Raw genomic sequence first — 15,538 nt, forward strand, 5'->3', positions numbered from 1 at the left:
TTTGGAAATGCTTTATTATTTTACGAGGAGGAGAGAAATGACGTTAAAATATGCCAGCAAGTGGAAGTTGCTGGTCTTTGCGGTCTTCGCCGCCGCAAAGGCACTGCAGGCGGTTTTTATCGCTTATGTCTTCCAGGAATTCATTAATTTTGCCGGAAATCCTAAGGGGAGTTTATTACAATTAACTATTAAAGCAGTTGTGGGTATTGTCCTTTTTGCCTGCCTGGCCTTAATCTACCAAATTATTCAGGCGAATATTATCAAAGACGTCAACCTGAAGATCAAGGAGCAGGCAACAAAATATTTGTTGTATTCAGATAATTCTGATCCCAAATTTGACCTGTCCTTTATGACTAATGACCTCAAGCAAGTGGAAAGTCACCGGGTGGAAGCTGAACTGGACATTATTTTCAATGGCCTGCAGTTCATCGCGGCATTTGCGGCAGCCATGCTGTCTTCCTGGGCTTTATCCTTGATTTTCCTGGTCGCCTCCCTGGCTCCCGGCCTTTTGCAGAATGTTTTCGGGCCCAAAATTGAAGCTGCTTCTTCTGCCTGGGAAGGGGAGAACAGCAAATATACTGAGGCAATGACGGACACCATCAATTTTTCCGCTTTTGCCAGACTCTATGACGCTGAATACAGTATTTACAGCAGAATGCTCCACTACAGCCAGAGAATGGAAACGGCCCTGGCCAAGATGAAAAAGGCGGAAATGGTGACGACAGAAGTCATCACTTCCTTTGCCTACGTCTGCAGCATGATCATTCCTTTCAGCCTGGGGATCTACTTTGTGACTCAAGGGCAGATCACTTTGGGGACCTTCATGATGATCTCCCAGCTGGCCAACAACTTTATCAATCCTATTGTCGGTATCTTTTCTTCGGTCAATGACATTAAAACCAGCAATCCGATCTGGGAAAAGTTTACTGCCGTGGCAGATTTTACAGCAAAAGAAAGTGCTGCGGACCGGGATGAATTTAAGGAACTCTCTTTAGACGATGCAAGTGTGCAAAGAGGTGACCGGAAGCTTTTAAACAATCTCGATTTGACTGTTAAAAATGGTGAAAAAGTCTTGCTGGAAGCACCGTCTGGCTGGGGCAAGACAACCTTGCTTAACGTCTTGGTTGGCCGGATCAAGCTGGCAGATGGACATTACGAGATCAACGGTGAAGACGCCAATGGTGACTGGAGCAAGGACCACGAGTACTTCTCCTTTGTCCAGCAGAAGCCTTATATTCTTGACGATACAATCGAATATAATATCTCTTTAGGCAGGGAAGTCAGCCGGGAAGACCTGCTGGCAGTTTGTCAAAAAGCCGGTTTAACCAGCTTGATTGAGGAAAAAGGTCTGGACTACCAAGTCGGAAAAGAAGGCAAAAACTTGTCCGGCGGTCAGGGGCAGCGGCTGGAAATTGCCAGAGCTCTGCTGGCCAAGCGGCCGGTATTATTGGCCGATGAAGCGACCTCAGCCCTGGATCCCCGCTTGTCCAAGCAAATTCACCAGACAATTCTACAGAATTTCCCTGGCACCGTAATCGAAGTAGCTCACAAGATTTCAAATGAAGAAATAGCTATGTTTGACCGGGTGGTCAATTTAGCCGAGAAGTAACAAAACAGGCAGCTCAATGAGCCGCCTGTTTTTGTTGTTGATGAATTTTTGTCAAAAATAAAACCCGGCAGATCATTGATCTACCGGACTCGTTTCGTCACTAGACACGGGTAACTTTACCAGACTTCAAAGTCTTGGTTGAAACCCAAACGCGCTTAGGCTTGCCGTTTACAAGAATGCGAACTTTTTGAAGGTTTGGCTTCCAAGAACGACTTGATGAGTTCAAAGCGTGTGAACGCGTGTTACCAAAAGTGGTCTTCTTACCGGTTACGAAATCTTTTGCCATGCTGCTAAACCCCCTTTACATGTCATATCATACTATTAGACTTTACCATAAAGTTTGACCTTTTTCAATTATTATTTTGAAAAGTATTTTCCAGAAAATAAAGTTGGAACTGTTAGCTTTTGATCTCGTTATGATAAAATAAGGATGTATATTGGAAATAAGACGGAGGATAAACATGGCTGTTAAAATCAAGACAAAGTATGGTTTGATTGATATTTCAAACGGTGTAATTGCAACTGTTGTTGGTGGTGCAGCTACGTCTAACTATGGCGTTGTCGGTATGGCATCCAAGAATGCCATCAGAGACGGAGTCGACAGCATTTTGAGCCGGGCAAACTACAAGCGCGGCGTCGTTGTTAAGTCTGACGAAAATCAAGTAACTGTTGATGTCTATATTATTGTTGGCTACGGCTTGAAAATTTCTGAAGTAAGTCGTAATGTACAAGACAGTGTCAAATATAACTTAAGAAGCCAGCTGGGGATCGACACCAAGGCGGTCAACGTCGTTGTTCAAGGTGTAAAGGTTCTCGACGACTAGATAAGTGGAGGATTCAATATTGGTTTTAAGTGAAATTAGCAGTAAAGAATTTAGAGACATGGTGCGGATTGCCTCTCACCGGATGAGCAAGAACGTGCAATTCGTCAATGATCTAAATGTTTTCCCAGTTCCTGACGGCGACACTGGCACGAATATGAATCTCACGATGGAAAGCGGGGCTAAGGCCGTTTACGAAAACGCAAGCAGCAGTGTCGGCGACTTGACCGAAAGCCTGGCTAAGGGGATGCTGATGGGCGCGCGCGGCAACAGTGGGGTTATCACCTCCCAGCTCTTCCGCGGCTTCTACAAGGCAACTCAAGGCAAGACCACTTTGAACGCCCAGGAATTGGCAAATGCCTTTAGCAATGGTGTAGCTACTGCCTACAAGGCTGTGATGAAGCCGGTTGAGGGGACCATCTTGACTGTGGCCCGGGTCGGCGCTCAAGCAGGTGCTAACAAGGCAAATGAAACCGATGATGTAGAAGAAGTAATGCAGGCGATCGTTGAAGGCGCCAAGGAAGCTTTGAAGAGCACTCCTGACCTGCTGCCAGTTCTTAAGCAAGTCGGTGTGGTTGACTCCGGCGGCCAAGGTCTGGTCTTTATCTATGAAGGCTTCCTGGAAGGCCTTTTGGGTGAAAACTTCGATGACAAGTACGTGCCAGATGCTGACGAAATGAACTCCTTGATCAACGCTACCCACCACCAGGCAGTGCAAGGGCAACTGGCAACTTCCGACATTGCCAACGGCTACTGTACTGAAATCATGGTTGACCTCAAGGCTGACGTGCCAAACAAGAAGCCATTCGACCTGGAAGAATTCAGAAGCTACCTGTCAGAACTGGGTGACTCCCTCTTAGCAGTTTCTGACGGAGAAATCGCCAAGGTTCACGTTCACACTGAATACCCAGGCAAGGTCTTCCTTTACGGGTCACAATTCGGCCAATTGGGCAAGATCAAGATCGACAACATGCGGATTCAGCACGAAACGATCGTTGACAACGAGCAAGAACAACAAGAAAGCGTTGACTTTGCAGTGATCGCAGTGGCTTCCGGCAACGGTGTCCGCAAGCTCTTTGAAAGCGAAGGGGTCAACCGAATCATCTCCGGCGGGCAAACCATGAACCCTTCAACTCAAGACATCATGGACGCCATCACCAAGTCTGGCGCCAAGCAGGCGATCATCCTGCCAAACAACGGCAACATCATCATGTCCGCCAAGCAGGCTGCTGAAGTTGCTGAAATCCCAGTCGGCATCGTGCCTTCCAAGACTATCCAGCAAGGTTTAACTGCTATGCTGGCCTTCAACCCGGAAGCCAGTGTTGACGCGAACGTTGAAGCCATGACTAATGAACTTGGCTCTGTCAAGTCCGGTGAAGTAACCCGGGCAACCCGTGACACTGAAATCAACGGCGTTGAAATCCACAAGGGCGACTTCATTGGTATCGTTGATGGCACTATTGTGGTTGACGACGTTGATCCAATTGTCGCAACTGTCGCTATGACAGAAAAGATGCTGGATGAAGACTCTGAAATCGTGACCGTGATGTACGGCAGCGATGCTACTGAAGAAGAAGCCCAGGCAGTTGTTGACCGCCTGGAAGCAGCTCACGAAGATGATGACTACGAATTCGAAATTCACGACGGTGGCCAACCAGTTTACAACTTCTTGATTTCTGTAGAATAATGACTTTAAACGAAGCTATTTTCAGACCGGTGACGGCCTTGAAGGGCGTGGGGGCCAAGACGGCAGAAGCTTTGCAGTCGCTGGGCATTTACAGCATCTACGACTTGCTCTTCTACTTCCCTTACCGCTATGACGAACTGGAGAACCTGCCGCTGGACCAGCTGGAGGACGGACAGAAGGTCATGCTGAAGGGGATCGTGGCCACCAACCCCTACCAGAATTACTTTGGCTACCACAAGAGCCGGGTCAGCTTCAAACTACGAATTGATCATGATATTATCATGGTCAATTTTTTTAACCAGCCATGGCTGACCAAGCAGCTGAGCGTGGGCCAGGAAATCGCCGTCTATGGCAAATATGACCTGAGAAAGCAGAGCCTGTCAGCTTATAAGCTCTTAGCCAATAAAAACAGTGATGACGGGATGGCGCCGATTTATTCGGTCAACCGGCAGATCAAGCAAAAGAAGCTGCAGACCATGATCGACCTAGCGATTGCCGAAAGCATGGATGAGATCGGCAATGCTGTGCCAGAGGACTTGCGGAAGCACTACCGGCTCATGGCTGACCAGGACCTGGTCATCGCCATGCACCACCCTAAAGACCTGACTGAGGCTAAGGAGGCCCGCCGAAGCGCTGTTTTTCGGGAATTCTTCCTCTTTCAAATGCAGCTGGCCTTGATGTCCAGCCAAAATAAGAGCCACAGTGGTTATGCCAAGCATTACGACCTGGAAGAAATCGGCAAGCTGACCAAGTCTCTGCCTTTTGCCCTGTCTCCTGACCAGAAAAAGGTGATTAATGAGATTTTTGCCGATATGTTTGTTGACCAGCAGATGCAGCGCCTTCTTCAGGGGGACGTTGGGTCCGGGAAAACCGTAGTGGCCGTGTTTGCCATTTACGGGGCAGTGACGGCTGGCTACCAGGCCGCCTTGATGGTGCCAACTGAAATTCTGGCCAACCAGCACTATCACAAAATTTCCGCCATGCTGGAAGATTTCGGCGTCCGGGTAGCCCTCTTAACGGGATCAACTAAAACCATGGAGCGGCGGGAAATCTACAAGGAGCTGGCTGATGGCATCATCAATGTGGTGATCGGCACCCATGCCTTGATCCAAGAGCAAGTGGCCTTTAAAAAGCTGGGCCTGGTTATTATCGACGAGCAGCACCGTTTTGGCGTTGTCCAGCGCCTGGCCTTGATCAACAAGGGGGACCGGCCGGATATCCTGGCCATGACGGCGACCCCGATTCCCCGTTCATTGGCCTTGACTGTTTATGGCGACACCGCCTTGTCAGAAATCAGACACCTGCCAGCCGGCCGTAAGCCGATTAAATCCTACTGGAAGACCAGCAGCCAGCTAGATGAGGTGTATTCATTGATGCGCCAGCAACTGGCGGAAGGCTTCCAGATTTATGCGGTTACGCCCTTGATCAGTGAGTCGGAAACGATTGACCTGGAAAATGCTGAAGCCCTGCACGACAGGCTGGCCGGTGAATTTCCAGACCAGGAAGTTGTCCTTTTGCATGGGAAAATGGCGGCAGCTGACAAAGAGCAGATCATGGACCGCTTTGCGGCAGGGGAGGTCGATATTCTGGTTACTACCAGCGTGATTGAAGTTGGCGTTGACGTGGCCAATGCCAACTTGATGGTCATCTTTGACGCTGACCGCTTTGGCTTAAGCCAGCTCCACCAGCTGCGTGGCCGGATCGGCCGGGGGCAGACGCAAAGCTACTGCGTCTTTTTAGCTGACCCGAAGACAGAAGCCGGCAAGCAGCGAATGAAGATCGTGGCTGAAACTAACGACGGCTTTAAGCTCGCCGAAGAAGACCTCAAGATGCGGGGCGAGGGTGACCTCTTTGGCAAGGCTCAGTCAGGCCTGCCGGAATTCAGGACGGGCAGCGTTGTCAGCGACTACCAGGTCATGGTGGTAGCCAGGGATGAGGCCAAGCGGATCGTCCAGGCTGATCCGGACCTGAAAGCAGAAAAGTTGGCAGACCTGCAAGCTGTGATAAAATATAAGAAAATCGTACAAGCGAGAGCTTAGTCCAATATAGAAAAAGAGATTATTGATGAGAAAAATCGCGATTGACGCCATGGGCGGGGAAAACGCTCCTGAGGCGATTGTAGAAGCAGTTTTAAAGGCCAAGCCTGAACTGCCGGAAGACAAGTTTATCTTCTTCGGCGATGAAGGCAAGCTGAAAGAGCTGCTGCCAGCAGGCGATGACCAGATCGAAATCGTGGCCACCACGGAAGTTATTCTTGATGAAGATGAGCCAGTCAAGGCCATGCGGACCAAGAAGGATTCTTCCATGGTCGTGGCAGCTAACTGGGTCAAGGAAGGCAAGGCAGACGCTTTGCTGTCACTAGGCAATACCGGGGCCCTGTTAACCTGCGGGATCTTCATTGTCGGCCGGATCAAGGGCGTGGCCCGGCCAGGCCTCATGCCGACCATGCCAGTTGAATCTTCAGATGACGGCTTCAACATCATTGACGTTGGCGCTAATGCTACTAGCAAGCCGGAATACCTGCTGCAATGGGCGGAAATGGCCTCCTACTATGCGGAAAAGGTCCGTGGCGTTTCCAAGCCAAGAGTAGCTCTTTTAAACAATGGGGCTGAATTTGACAAGGGCGACGACCTGCACAAGGAAGTCTACCAGCTCTTGCAGGGCAGCTCCTTGAACTTCACCGGCAACATTGAAGGGCACGAACTCTTGCAAGGTAAGGCCGACGTTGTGGTCACAGACGGTTTTACCGGCAACGCGGTCTTAAAGAGCATCGAAGGAACGGCCAGCGTCATCATCCACATGCTGAAAGACGGCCTTTTGAACAATGGTGTTAAGGCCAAGCTGGGGGCCCTGCTGGCTAAAGACGCCTTGAAGTCTGTAGCCAGCCGCTTTGACACGGCCAAGTATGGCGGGGCGGTTTTGCTCGGCTTAAACTCACCAGTCGTCAAGCAGCATGGCCGGTCAGACGCCCGGGCCGTCTACTACGCGGTTAAGCAGATCGACAAGATTTTGGCTGAAGACTTAACAAATACCTTTAAGCAAGAATTCAGCAAGTAAGGATAAGAAAAAGAAAATAGCCCAAGCAAGCGGGCAGTTAGAAATTATAGGAGAAAGAATAATGACTGAAGCAGAAATTTTTGACAAGATTGCCACTTTGATCGCTGACAACTTCCAGCTGGACAAGGACAAAATCACTATGGACACTAACTTTACCAAGGATCTGGACGCTGACTCCATCGACTTGGTAGAATTCATCATGCAGATGGAAGACGAATTCGGCGCTGAAATTCCTGATGAAGACGCTGCTAAGATTATCACAGTCGCTGACGCGGTAGCTTACATCAAGAGCCACCAAGGCTAAAGTGCATTGAAAACGAAATGAAAACAACTAATATTTAATTAGCATTTGCCAAAGAAAGATCTGCGGCAAATGCTTTTTTTGTGGTCTCTTTCCAGGAAATGGCGACAAATATGATAAAAAGCAAACAATAATTTAATGATTATGATGTGGATTGGCAGAAATGATGAAGAAATAACTAAAAAGCACTAGAAAAAATAATTAAAAAACTATTGCAAGAGATTTGAAAAAGGTTAAAATTTACTAGTGTAGTATTTATTTACTGACTAATAATTATTTTGAAGGAGAAAAAAGTTGGATAATCAGCAAAACGTTTTACTAGACGTCGAAAAGCTTCATACCGGCTACCGCCTGCAGGGCAAGTTCTATGACGCGGCTGATGGCATCGGTTTTACTCTCAAGCGCAACGAAGTTTTGGCTATTGTCGGCGAAAGCGGCTGCGGCAAGAGTACGATTGCCTCCAGCATCGTTGGCCTGTATGACCGGAAAAACACCCGGGTCGAAGGAGAAATTAGGTACAAGAACCTGAACTTGGTCAATTTGAGTGAGGATTTGTTTAACCAAGTTCGCGGCAACAATATTGGCATGATTTTTCAAGACCCGATGGCCAGTTTGAACCCTTTGATGAAGGTTGGGGACCAGGTAGCGGAAGCCTTGCTTTACCATACGGATATGAACAAGCAGCAGCGCCGTGACCGGGTGATTGAACTCTTCAATCAAGTAGGGATGCCTAAGCCGGAAGCCATGTATGACATGTACCCGCATGAACTTTCCGGTGGTTTGCGGCAAAGAGTCGTCATCGCGATGGCGGTGGCCTGCAAGCCGGAAATTATCATTGCTGACGAACCAACGACTGCTTTGGACGTGACCATTCAAGCCCAGATCCTGGACCTGCTCAAGAAGATCCAGAAAGAATCGGACTCTGGCATCATTTTGATCACCCACGACTTGGGCGTTGTAGCGGAAACGGCTGATGAAGTAGCCGTGATGTATGCGGGGCAAATTGTAGAAAAAGCTGATGTGAAAACTTTGTTTACTCATCCTTTGCACCCGTACACCCGGTCACTGTTAAATTCCATTCCACAGTCAGATGATGACAAGGATGACCTGCATGTAATCCAGGGAACTGTTCCTTCACTGAAAAACATGCCGCGGACCGGCGACCGCTTCGCGGCTAGAATTCCTTGGATTCCAGCTGAAGCGCATGAAGCAGACCCGCAGCTGCACGAAGTTGAGCCAAATCACTTTGTCCGCTGCACCTGCTGGAAGACTTTCCACTTTCAAGATGAAGGATAGGTAGCAAGTATGGCAGAAGAAATTATCCAAGTTAAAGATCTGAAAGTCCACTACCCAATCCGGTCGGGCTTTTGGAACAGAATTACTGATTATGTCCGGGCAGTTGACGGGGTTTCTTTTTCAATCAAGGAAGGGGAAACTTATGGCTTGATCGGTGAATCAGGCTCCGGCAAGTCCACGACTGGCAAGGCAATCGTTGGCGTGGAGAAGGTGACCAGCGGGCAGATTCTCTACAAGGGTGAAGACATAACCAAGGAATCCGTCCGCCGGAAGATGAACTACAACAAGGACGTGCAGATGATCTTCCAGGACTCCATGTCCAGTCTTAACCCCCGCAAGCGGATTGAAGACATTATCGCAGAACCGATCCGGAACTTTGAAAACTTGACCACTGACCAGGAACGTGACCGGGTCCAGGAGCTGCTGAGCATCGTCGGGATGCCAAGTGATGCGATTTACAAGTTTCCCCATGAATTTTCCGGTGGTCAGCGGCAGAGAATTGGGATTGCCCGGGCAGTTGCCACTAATCCGAAATTAATCGTGGCCGATGAGCCAACGAGTGCTTTGGACTTGTCAGTTCAAGCCCAGGTTTTGAACTTCATGAAGCACATCCAACAGCAGTACAACATTGCCTTCTTGTTCATTTCCCATGACCTGGGCGTGGTCAAGCACATGTCAGAAAACCTGGCAATCATGCACCGGGGCCGGTTGGTGGAAGTGGGCAGCCAGGAAGAAATTTACAAGAATCCGGCGCACATTTATACCAAGCGCCTCTTGTCCGCGATTCCGAAGGTTGATGTTGAACACCGGGCGGAACACGCGGCTAGACGGCGGGAAATCGAACGGGAATTTTTGCAGGACCAGGCAAACTGGTATGATGCAGATGGCCGGGTCTACCCATTGACCGAGGTTGGCCCCAACCACCAGGTAGCCCTGCCTAAAGAGCAGATCAAGGGAGGAGAATAGCAAATGTGGAAAACAGTCTTAAGACGGGTTTTGATCATGATCCCGCAATTGATCCTGCTTAGCATTATTGTCTTCATGCTGGCCAAAATGATGCCAGGGGATCCCTTTACCGGTTTGATCAACCCTAACTCAAGTCCTAAGGAAATTGCCGGCTTAAAGCAGGCATATGGTTTGAATGACCCGGTACCGGTGCAATACGTACGCTGGATTAAGAACCTCTTGCATGGTGATTTGGGGCAAAGCTACATCCAGCACGTCCCAGTAGCATCTTTGATTGCCGACCGGGCCCAGAACACTTTCTGGCTTTCGCTTTTGTCAACCATCATTCTTTACGGCATTGCTATCCCGATGGGGATCAGCGCCGGCAAGCATGAAGGTGAATGGCAGGACCGGGCAATCTCAGTTTTTAACTACGTGACATATGCTATCCCAGGCTTTGTCTTCTACCTGCTGGGCCTTTGGCTTTTCGGCTTTACTCTGGGCTGGTTTCCGATCAGCGGGACGGTTGCCGCCAATGCCAGTGGCTTCTGGGGAGTTTTCTTTAGCCGCCTGCAGCACATGATTTTGCCGGCAATTCTCTATGCGATCATCGCCACGACTGGGACAGTGCAATACCTGCGGACCGGGATCATTGACAACAAGGTGGAAGACTATGTTAAGACTGCCCGTAGCAAGGGCGTGCCGGAAAAAGTCGTCTTCAACAAGCACATCTTGCGGAATTCTTTCCTCCCGATCGCTGCCTTTATGGGGAACACCATCACCGGTCTGCTTGGCGGGTCACTGATCATTGAAACGGTCTTCTCCTTCCCGGGGATGGGGAAGCTTTTCCTTGACTCAATCAGCCAGCGTGACTATACCACTTTGACGGCTTTGATTATGATTTTCGGGACCTTGACCCTGCTGGGCAACCTGCTGTCTGACATTATCATGAGTCTGGTTGACCCGAGAATTCGCGTGAAGTAGAGGTGAAATGATGGCTTTATTTACTGTTGGTAAAAAGAAGCAGGATGACCGGGCCCAAATTCCACCATCCGCTTTAAAGATTACTTTTAGAGAAATTTTTAAAAGCAAGGCTGCGACTATAGCCTTTTGCACCATTGTCGTTATTTTGCTACTTACCTTTGGCGGTTCTTTATTCCTTGACAGCAGCAAGGTTACTGAAATGCACATTTTGGAATCATACGCCGGCTGGGGACAAAACGGCCACTTGTTGGGAACTGATGACGGTGGCCGGGATATTTTGAATCTGTTGATCATGGGCGGGCGCAACTCGATTATGATTGGTCTCTTGGTCACTCTTTTCTGTGAACTGGTTGGCTTAATAGTCGGCCTTGTAGCCGGCTACTATGGCGGCACTACTGACTCCATCATCATGAGAATCGTCGACTTCGTGCAGATTTTGCCGCAAATGCCAATTTTGATCGTTTTGGTAACGGTTCTGCCAAACTATAATGCCATGACTTTGGTTCTGCTGATTTCGATGTTCGGCTGGACGGGTGAAGCCAGATACTACCGGTCATTCATTCTGTCACAAAGAGAAAGAGACTATGTTCTGGCGTCTAAGACTTCAGGCTCTTCAAATACCAAGATCATGTTCCAGGAAATTCTGCCAAATATTGCATCAATGATCATCATCGATGTCGTTTTGAGCGTTTCCGGCAACATCGGGATTGAAACTGGCCTGTCTTTCATCGGCTATGGTTTGCCAACCAATATTCCATCTTTGGGGACCTTGATCGGTTTTGCCAGTGACCCGGTTAACATCATTGACCGGCCGTGGCTCTGGCTGCCGGCAACTGTCCTACTTTTGGTGATCTGCTTGAGCATCAACTATGTCGGCCAGGCCCTGCAAAAGGCTGGCGACGCCCGGCAAAGAGAAAACTAAAGAAATTAGTATTAAATTAAATTTCTCATTGACTTTTAAAAATGAAAATGTTAAAGTAAAAGGCATGAAAGATAAACTTTGTGAATTGCTATCTCGATAACTATTCATATGCTGTGTGTTTTATCTTTTGAATATATTGTGTGGAGGTAAATTAAATTATGAAGAGAAGAATGCTCGGAACATTTGGAGTACTTCTGGCCGGGGCAGCTTTGCTGGCCGGTTGCGGCAAGAGCAGCTCCAGCTCCAGCTCCAGCAACAGCGGGGCTAAGGATGCCAAGAAATTCCCGGAAGCTACGGCAACTGCAACTGCCAAGAAGGGCGGCAGCATCACTGTCGCAGAAGAATCTGACACGCCAGTCAAGGGTGTTTTCTTGAACGAACTTTCCGACAGCGCACCCGACTCAGACTTTATGGCTTTTGGGAATGAAGGTCTGTTTGCAACCGATGATCAATACAAGATCAATAACAAGGGTGCCGCTACCTTCAAGATGGACCGGCAGGCCAAGACGGTCACTATCGAAGTTAAGAAGGGGGTCAAGTGGTCTGACGGCAAGCAGGTAACTGCCAAGGACGTTGAATACTCTTACGAAATCATCGCCAACAAGGCCAGCCAGTCATCCCGCTACACCAGCTCACTTGCCGACATCGTCGGCTTGGCAGAATACCACGATGGCAAGTCCAAGAAGATCTCTGGGATCGAAATGCCTGATGGTGAAAGCGGGCGCAAGGTGGTTCTGCACTTTAATCTGCACTTTAAGGAAATGAAACCAGGCATGACCCAGTCCGGTAACGGCTTCTTCTGGGAATATGCCGCACCTTACCACTACTTGAAGGATGTACCGTTCAGCAAGTTGCAATCCAGTGACAAGGTCCGGAAGAATCCACTCTTCTTTGGTCCTTACAAGCTCTCCAAGCTGGTCCGGGGCCAATCAGCTACTTGGGTAAGAAACCCTTACTACTACCGTGGCAAGGCCAAGCTGGACAAGATCACTATCTCTGTGATCTCACCAAATTCAGCTTCCCAGTCAATCAAGTCCAAGAAGTTTGACATGATTGACGTTGTTAACTCCCAATGGAAGGAAGTTAAGGGGACTAAGGGCTATAACTTCGTTGCCCATATTCCATTGTCATACTCATACATGGGCTTCAAGGTCGGCAAGTGGGACAAGAAGACCGGCTCAGTCAAGATGAACAAGAACTCTAAGATGAGCAACCGCTATCTCCGTCAAGCCATGGGTTATGCCATGAACGTTGATGAAGTAACCCAGCACTACACCCAAGGCTTGTCTTTCAGAGTTAAGACTCTAGTGCCAGAAGCCTTCGGTGACTTTTATGACAAGAGCGTGAAGGGCTTCCCACTGAACATCAAGAAGGCCAACGCTTTGTTGGACAAGGCCGGCTACAAGAAGAAGAAGGGTGAAACCTACCGCCGGGATCCAAATGGTAAGAAGTTGACCATCCACTTGGCAGCCATGAGTGGGACTTCAACCTATGAAGCAACCGTGCAAAACTACCTCCAGCAATGGAAGAAGATCGGCCTGCACGTAACTTTGACCACTGGCCGTTTGATCGAATTCAACTCCTTCTATGACAAGATTCAAAACGATGACCCATCAGTAGACGTCTTCATGGGCGCATGGTCCCTGTCCAGTGAACCTTCCCAAGATGACCTCTACGGTCCTAAGGCTCCTTACAACTATGAACGTTTTGCAACTAGTGAAAACACTAAGCTGCTGAAGGAAATGAACAGTGACAAGGCCTTTAACCACAGCTACCGGGTACAAAAGTTCCACGAATGGCAACAATACATGCAAAAGGAAGCCTTTGTAATTCCTTTGACTAACTCATACTCGATCACTGCGGTTAACAGCAAGCTGGTCAACTACTCAACTAAGCCATCAAAAGCAGCTACCCTGTGGTACGAAACTGGCTTTAAGAAGTAAAAGATAATAAATAATTTCTCAAAAGAGGAGGTTTTCCCTCCTCTTTTTTCTGTTCTCCCGGCTTAGGGCCCGGTCTTGCCGCTTTTGTTATGGTAAACTATATTATGTAGCAATTTAGCAAAAGGACTCTTGATTGATGAAAAGACTAACGAAAATAACGCTTTGCCTGCTAGTGGCCCTAAGTCTGGCGGCCTGCGGGCAAAAGACGGAGAAAAGCAAGCAAAATGGCAACAGCGGGGCAGAAGATGCCATGCAGTTCCCAGTGGCTACCAGTTTTGCCAAGACTAAAAAGGGCGGCGGCATCAAGGTAGCCTTAGAAACTGATACTCCTTTCACGGGGATTTTTTCTGATGAACTGGCTGATTCAACAACTGATGCCACTTTGGCCCAGTTTGGCTCTGAATCTTTATTTGACACGGACAACAGCTACAATATCACAGACAGCGGGGCGGCAAGCTTCAGCCTGGACCGGCAGGCCAAGCAGATCACCATTAATATAAAAAAAGGGGTCAAGTGGTCTGACGGCAAGCAGGTCGTTGCTAAAGACGTGGAATATGCCTATGAAGTAATTGCCAACAAGGCTACAAAAAGTTCTCACTATACTTCTTCCTTGCAGGATGTGGCGGGCTTGAAGGAATACCATGACGGGAAAGACAAGACGATCAGCGGGATTGAAATGCCGGATGGGGAAAATGGCCGCAAGGTCGTGATTCACTTTAAAGAAATGCACCCGGGGATGCTGAAGTCCGGTAACGGCTACTTTTGGGAATCTGCCCTGCCATATCACTACCTTAAGAATGTGCCTTTCAGTAAGCTGAGAACCTGCATCGAAATCCGCAAAAAGCCTGTTTACTTTGGACCTTACAAGGTCCAGAGCATTGAAGCGGGCCAGAAGGTGGTTTGGACCCGCAATGAATACTACTGGCGGGGGACGCCGAGCTTGAGCAAGATCACCATCTCCATTATTTCGCCAAAGTCGGTCTCCACGGCCATTAAAGAAAGAACTTACGACATCATCGAAGTTGTTAACTCCCAGTGGCAGCAGATCAGGACTACCAAAAACTACAGGTTCGTGGCCACGATTCCTTTGAGCTACAACTATCTGGGCTTCAAGCTGGGGAAGTGGGACGAGAAGACCAACTCAGTCAAGATGAATAAGAATTCCAAGATGGCCAATAAGTCTCTGAGACAGGCTATTGGCTACGCGATGAACGTCACCCAGATCCAGCGCAAGTATACGTCTGGCTTGACCTTCCGCATCAAGAGCTTGATCCCGTCGCAATTTGGCGACTACTACGATGACAAGAGCAAGGGTTATCCTTATAACCCAGCTAAGGCGAAAAAGCTTTTGGACAAGGCAGGATACAAGCTCCGGTCGGGGGAAAAATACCGGCGTGACCCGCAGGGGCATAAGCTGGTGATCCACCTGGCTGCCATGACCGGTGACGCCAGCCAAAGCAAGATCATCAACAACTACATTAAGAAGTGGAAAGAAATTGGCTTAAACGTCAAACTGACCACTGGCCACCTGCTGGAATTCAATACTTTTTACAACCTACTCTTCCAAGATGACAGCCAGGTCGACATGTTCATCGCCGGCTGGACTTTAAACAATGAGCCTTCCCAAAATGGCATCTACGGGGCGGGGACCCAGTACAACCTGGAGCGTTTTGCTACCAAGACCAATACCCAGCTTTTGGAAGCGATGGACTCAGATGCCGCCTTTAACATCAACTATCGGATCAAGGTCTTCAAAAAGTGGCAAAGGTACATGCAAGAGCAAGCCTTTGTAATTCCTTTGACCAGTTCCTACAAGATTACAGCCATCAACAAGCAGCTGGTCAACCTCTCTTATGAACCGGCAGAAATGAACAATAGCCATCCATTATGGTATAAAATCGGCTATAAAAAATAATCTGCGACTCTGTTTTGTCCATTTGCCGGACAAGGCAGAGTTTTTTTCTTGGATTTAG

Annotated in this window: 13 protein-coding genes; 12 read left to right on the forward strand and 1 reads right to left on the reverse strand. The window is 48.5% G+C overall.

What is annotated here, in order from left to right; genetic code table 11:
* The first annotated feature begins 37 nt into the window (after positions 1 to 37).
* A complete protein-coding gene (locus tag DS743_RS04660; RefSeq protein ID WP_035184658.1) occupies positions 38 to 1,609 on the forward strand; it encodes an ATP-binding cassette domain-containing protein in 1,572 nt (523 codons plus the stop codon).
* A gap of 100 nt (positions 1,610 to 1,709) precedes the next feature.
* On the opposite strand, the gene rpmB is transcribed toward DS743_RS04660, so the two are convergent.
* Positions 1,710 to 1,895 (reverse strand): 50S ribosomal protein L28, encoded by a 186-nt coding sequence (rpmB, locus tag DS743_RS04665; RefSeq protein ID WP_003615500.1) that lies wholly within the window; start codon positions 1,893 to 1,895, stop codon positions 1,710 to 1,712.
* Between the two features lie 175 nt (positions 1,896 to 2,070).
* On the opposite strand from rpmB, the gene DS743_RS04670 reads away from it, so the two are divergent.
* The 11 genes from DS743_RS04670 (at position 2,071) to DS743_RS04720 (ending at position 15,480) form a co-directional block, all read left to right on the forward strand.
* Positions 2,071 to 2,433 (forward strand): Asp23/Gls24 family envelope stress response protein, encoded by a 363-nt coding sequence (locus tag DS743_RS04670; RefSeq protein WP_002879711.1) that lies wholly within the window; start codon positions 2,071 to 2,073, stop codon positions 2,431 to 2,433.
* 19 nt (positions 2,434 to 2,452) lie between these two features.
* Positions 2,453 to 4,117: a DAK2 domain-containing protein gene (gene fakA, locus DS743_RS04675; RefSeq protein WP_035184656.1), complete on the forward strand. Its 1,665-nt coding sequence runs from the start codon at positions 2,453 to 2,455 to the stop codon at positions 4,115 to 4,117.
* A complete protein-coding gene (gene recG, locus DS743_RS04680) occupies positions 4,117 to 6,156 on the forward strand; it encodes an ATP-dependent DNA helicase RecG (protein ID WP_035184654.1) in 2,040 nt (679 codons plus the stop codon). Before fakA ends, recG begins: the two co-directional genes overlap by 1 nt.
* A 25-nt stretch (positions 6,157 to 6,181) precedes the next feature.
* Positions 6,182 to 7,174: a phosphate acyltransferase PlsX gene (gene plsX / locus DS743_RS04685; RefSeq protein ID WP_072544170.1), complete on the forward strand. Its 993-nt coding sequence runs from the start codon at positions 6,182 to 6,184 to the stop codon at positions 7,172 to 7,174.
* 61 nt (positions 7,175 to 7,235) lie between these two features.
* Entirely contained in the window at positions 7,236 to 7,478 is a 243-nt protein-coding gene (acpP, locus tag DS743_RS04690; RefSeq protein ID WP_003615490.1) for an acyl carrier protein, read from the forward strand.
* Between the two features lie 291 nt (positions 7,479 to 7,769).
* Complete coding sequence (locus tag DS743_RS04695) at positions 7,770 to 8,771, forward strand: ABC transporter ATP-binding protein (protein WP_002879718.1); 1,002 nt, start codon at positions 7,770 to 7,772, stop codon at positions 8,769 to 8,771.
* Positions 8,772 to 8,780: 9 nt separating this feature from the next.
* Positions 8,781 to 9,737: an ATP-binding cassette domain-containing protein gene (locus tag DS743_RS04700; RefSeq protein WP_003612022.1), complete on the forward strand. Its 957-nt coding sequence runs from the start codon at positions 8,781 to 8,783 to the stop codon at positions 9,735 to 9,737.
* 3 nt (positions 9,738 to 9,740) lie between these two features.
* Positions 9,741 to 10,700 (forward strand): oligopeptide ABC transporter permease, encoded by a 960-nt coding sequence (opp4B, locus tag DS743_RS04705; RefSeq protein WP_035184648.1) that lies wholly within the window; start codon positions 9,741 to 9,743, stop codon positions 10,698 to 10,700.
* A gap of 10 nt (positions 10,701 to 10,710) precedes the next feature.
* On the forward strand, positions 10,711 to 11,622 hold the full coding sequence (locus DS743_RS04710) for an ABC transporter permease (RefSeq protein WP_035184646.1): 912 nt from the start codon (positions 10,711 to 10,713) through the stop codon (positions 11,620 to 11,622).
* A gap of 158 nt (positions 11,623 to 11,780) precedes the next feature.
* Positions 11,781 to 13,565, forward strand: coding sequence for an oligopeptide ABC transporter substrate-binding protein (locus DS743_RS04715; protein ID WP_141372426.1), 1,785 nt, complete (start codon positions 11,781 to 11,783; stop codon positions 13,563 to 13,565).
* A 136-nt stretch (positions 13,566 to 13,701) separates the two neighbouring features.
* On the forward strand, positions 13,702 to 15,480 hold the full coding sequence (locus DS743_RS04720; RefSeq protein ID WP_035184643.1) for an oligopeptide ABC transporter substrate-binding protein: 1,779 nt from the start codon (positions 13,702 to 13,704) through the stop codon (positions 15,478 to 15,480).
* Positions 15,481 to 15,538 lie beyond the last annotated feature (58 nt).

The sequence above is a fragment of the Lactobacillus leichmannii genome (assembly GCF_024701915.1).
GTDB classification, from domain to species: Bacteria; Bacillota; Bacilli; order Lactobacillales; family Lactobacillaceae; genus Lactobacillus; species Lactobacillus delbrueckii.

What these genes read in the sequence shown, in the direction of transcription:
- DS743_RS04660 (WP_035184658.1), top strand. Translation starts at nt 38, where the DNA reads ATGACGTTAAAATATGCCAGCAAGTGGAAGTTGCTGGTCTTTGCGGTC.
- rpmB (WP_003615500.1), bottom strand. Translation starts at nt 1,895, where the DNA reads ATGGCAAAAGATTTCGTAACCGGTAAGAAGACCACTTTTGGTAACACG.
- DS743_RS04670 (WP_002879711.1), top strand. Translation starts at nt 2,071, where the DNA reads ATGGCTGTTAAAATCAAGACAAAGTATGGTTTGATTGATATTTCAAAC.
- recG (WP_035184654.1), top strand. Translation starts at nt 4,117, where the DNA reads ATGACTTTAAACGAAGCTATTTTCAGACCGGTGACGGCCTTGAAGGGC.
- plsX (WP_072544170.1), top strand. Translation starts at nt 6,182, where the DNA reads ATGAGAAAAATCGCGATTGACGCCATGGGCGGGGAAAACGCTCCTGAG.
- acpP (WP_003615490.1), top strand. Translation starts at nt 7,236, where the DNA reads ATGACTGAAGCAGAAATTTTTGACAAGATTGCCACTTTGATCGCTGAC.
- DS743_RS04700 (WP_003612022.1), top strand. Translation starts at nt 8,781, where the DNA reads ATGGCAGAAGAAATTATCCAAGTTAAAGATCTGAAAGTCCACTACCCA.
- opp4B (WP_035184648.1), top strand. Translation starts at nt 9,741, where the DNA reads ATGTGGAAAACAGTCTTAAGACGGGTTTTGATCATGATCCCGCAATTG.
- DS743_RS04710 (WP_035184646.1), top strand. Translation starts at nt 10,711, where the DNA reads ATGGCTTTATTTACTGTTGGTAAAAAGAAGCAGGATGACCGGGCCCAA.
- DS743_RS04715 (WP_141372426.1), top strand. Translation starts at nt 11,781, where the DNA reads ATGAAGAGAAGAATGCTCGGAACATTTGGAGTACTTCTGGCCGGGGCA.
- DS743_RS04720 (WP_035184643.1), top strand. Translation starts at nt 13,702, where the DNA reads ATGAAAAGACTAACGAAAATAACGCTTTGCCTGCTAGTGGCCCTAAGT.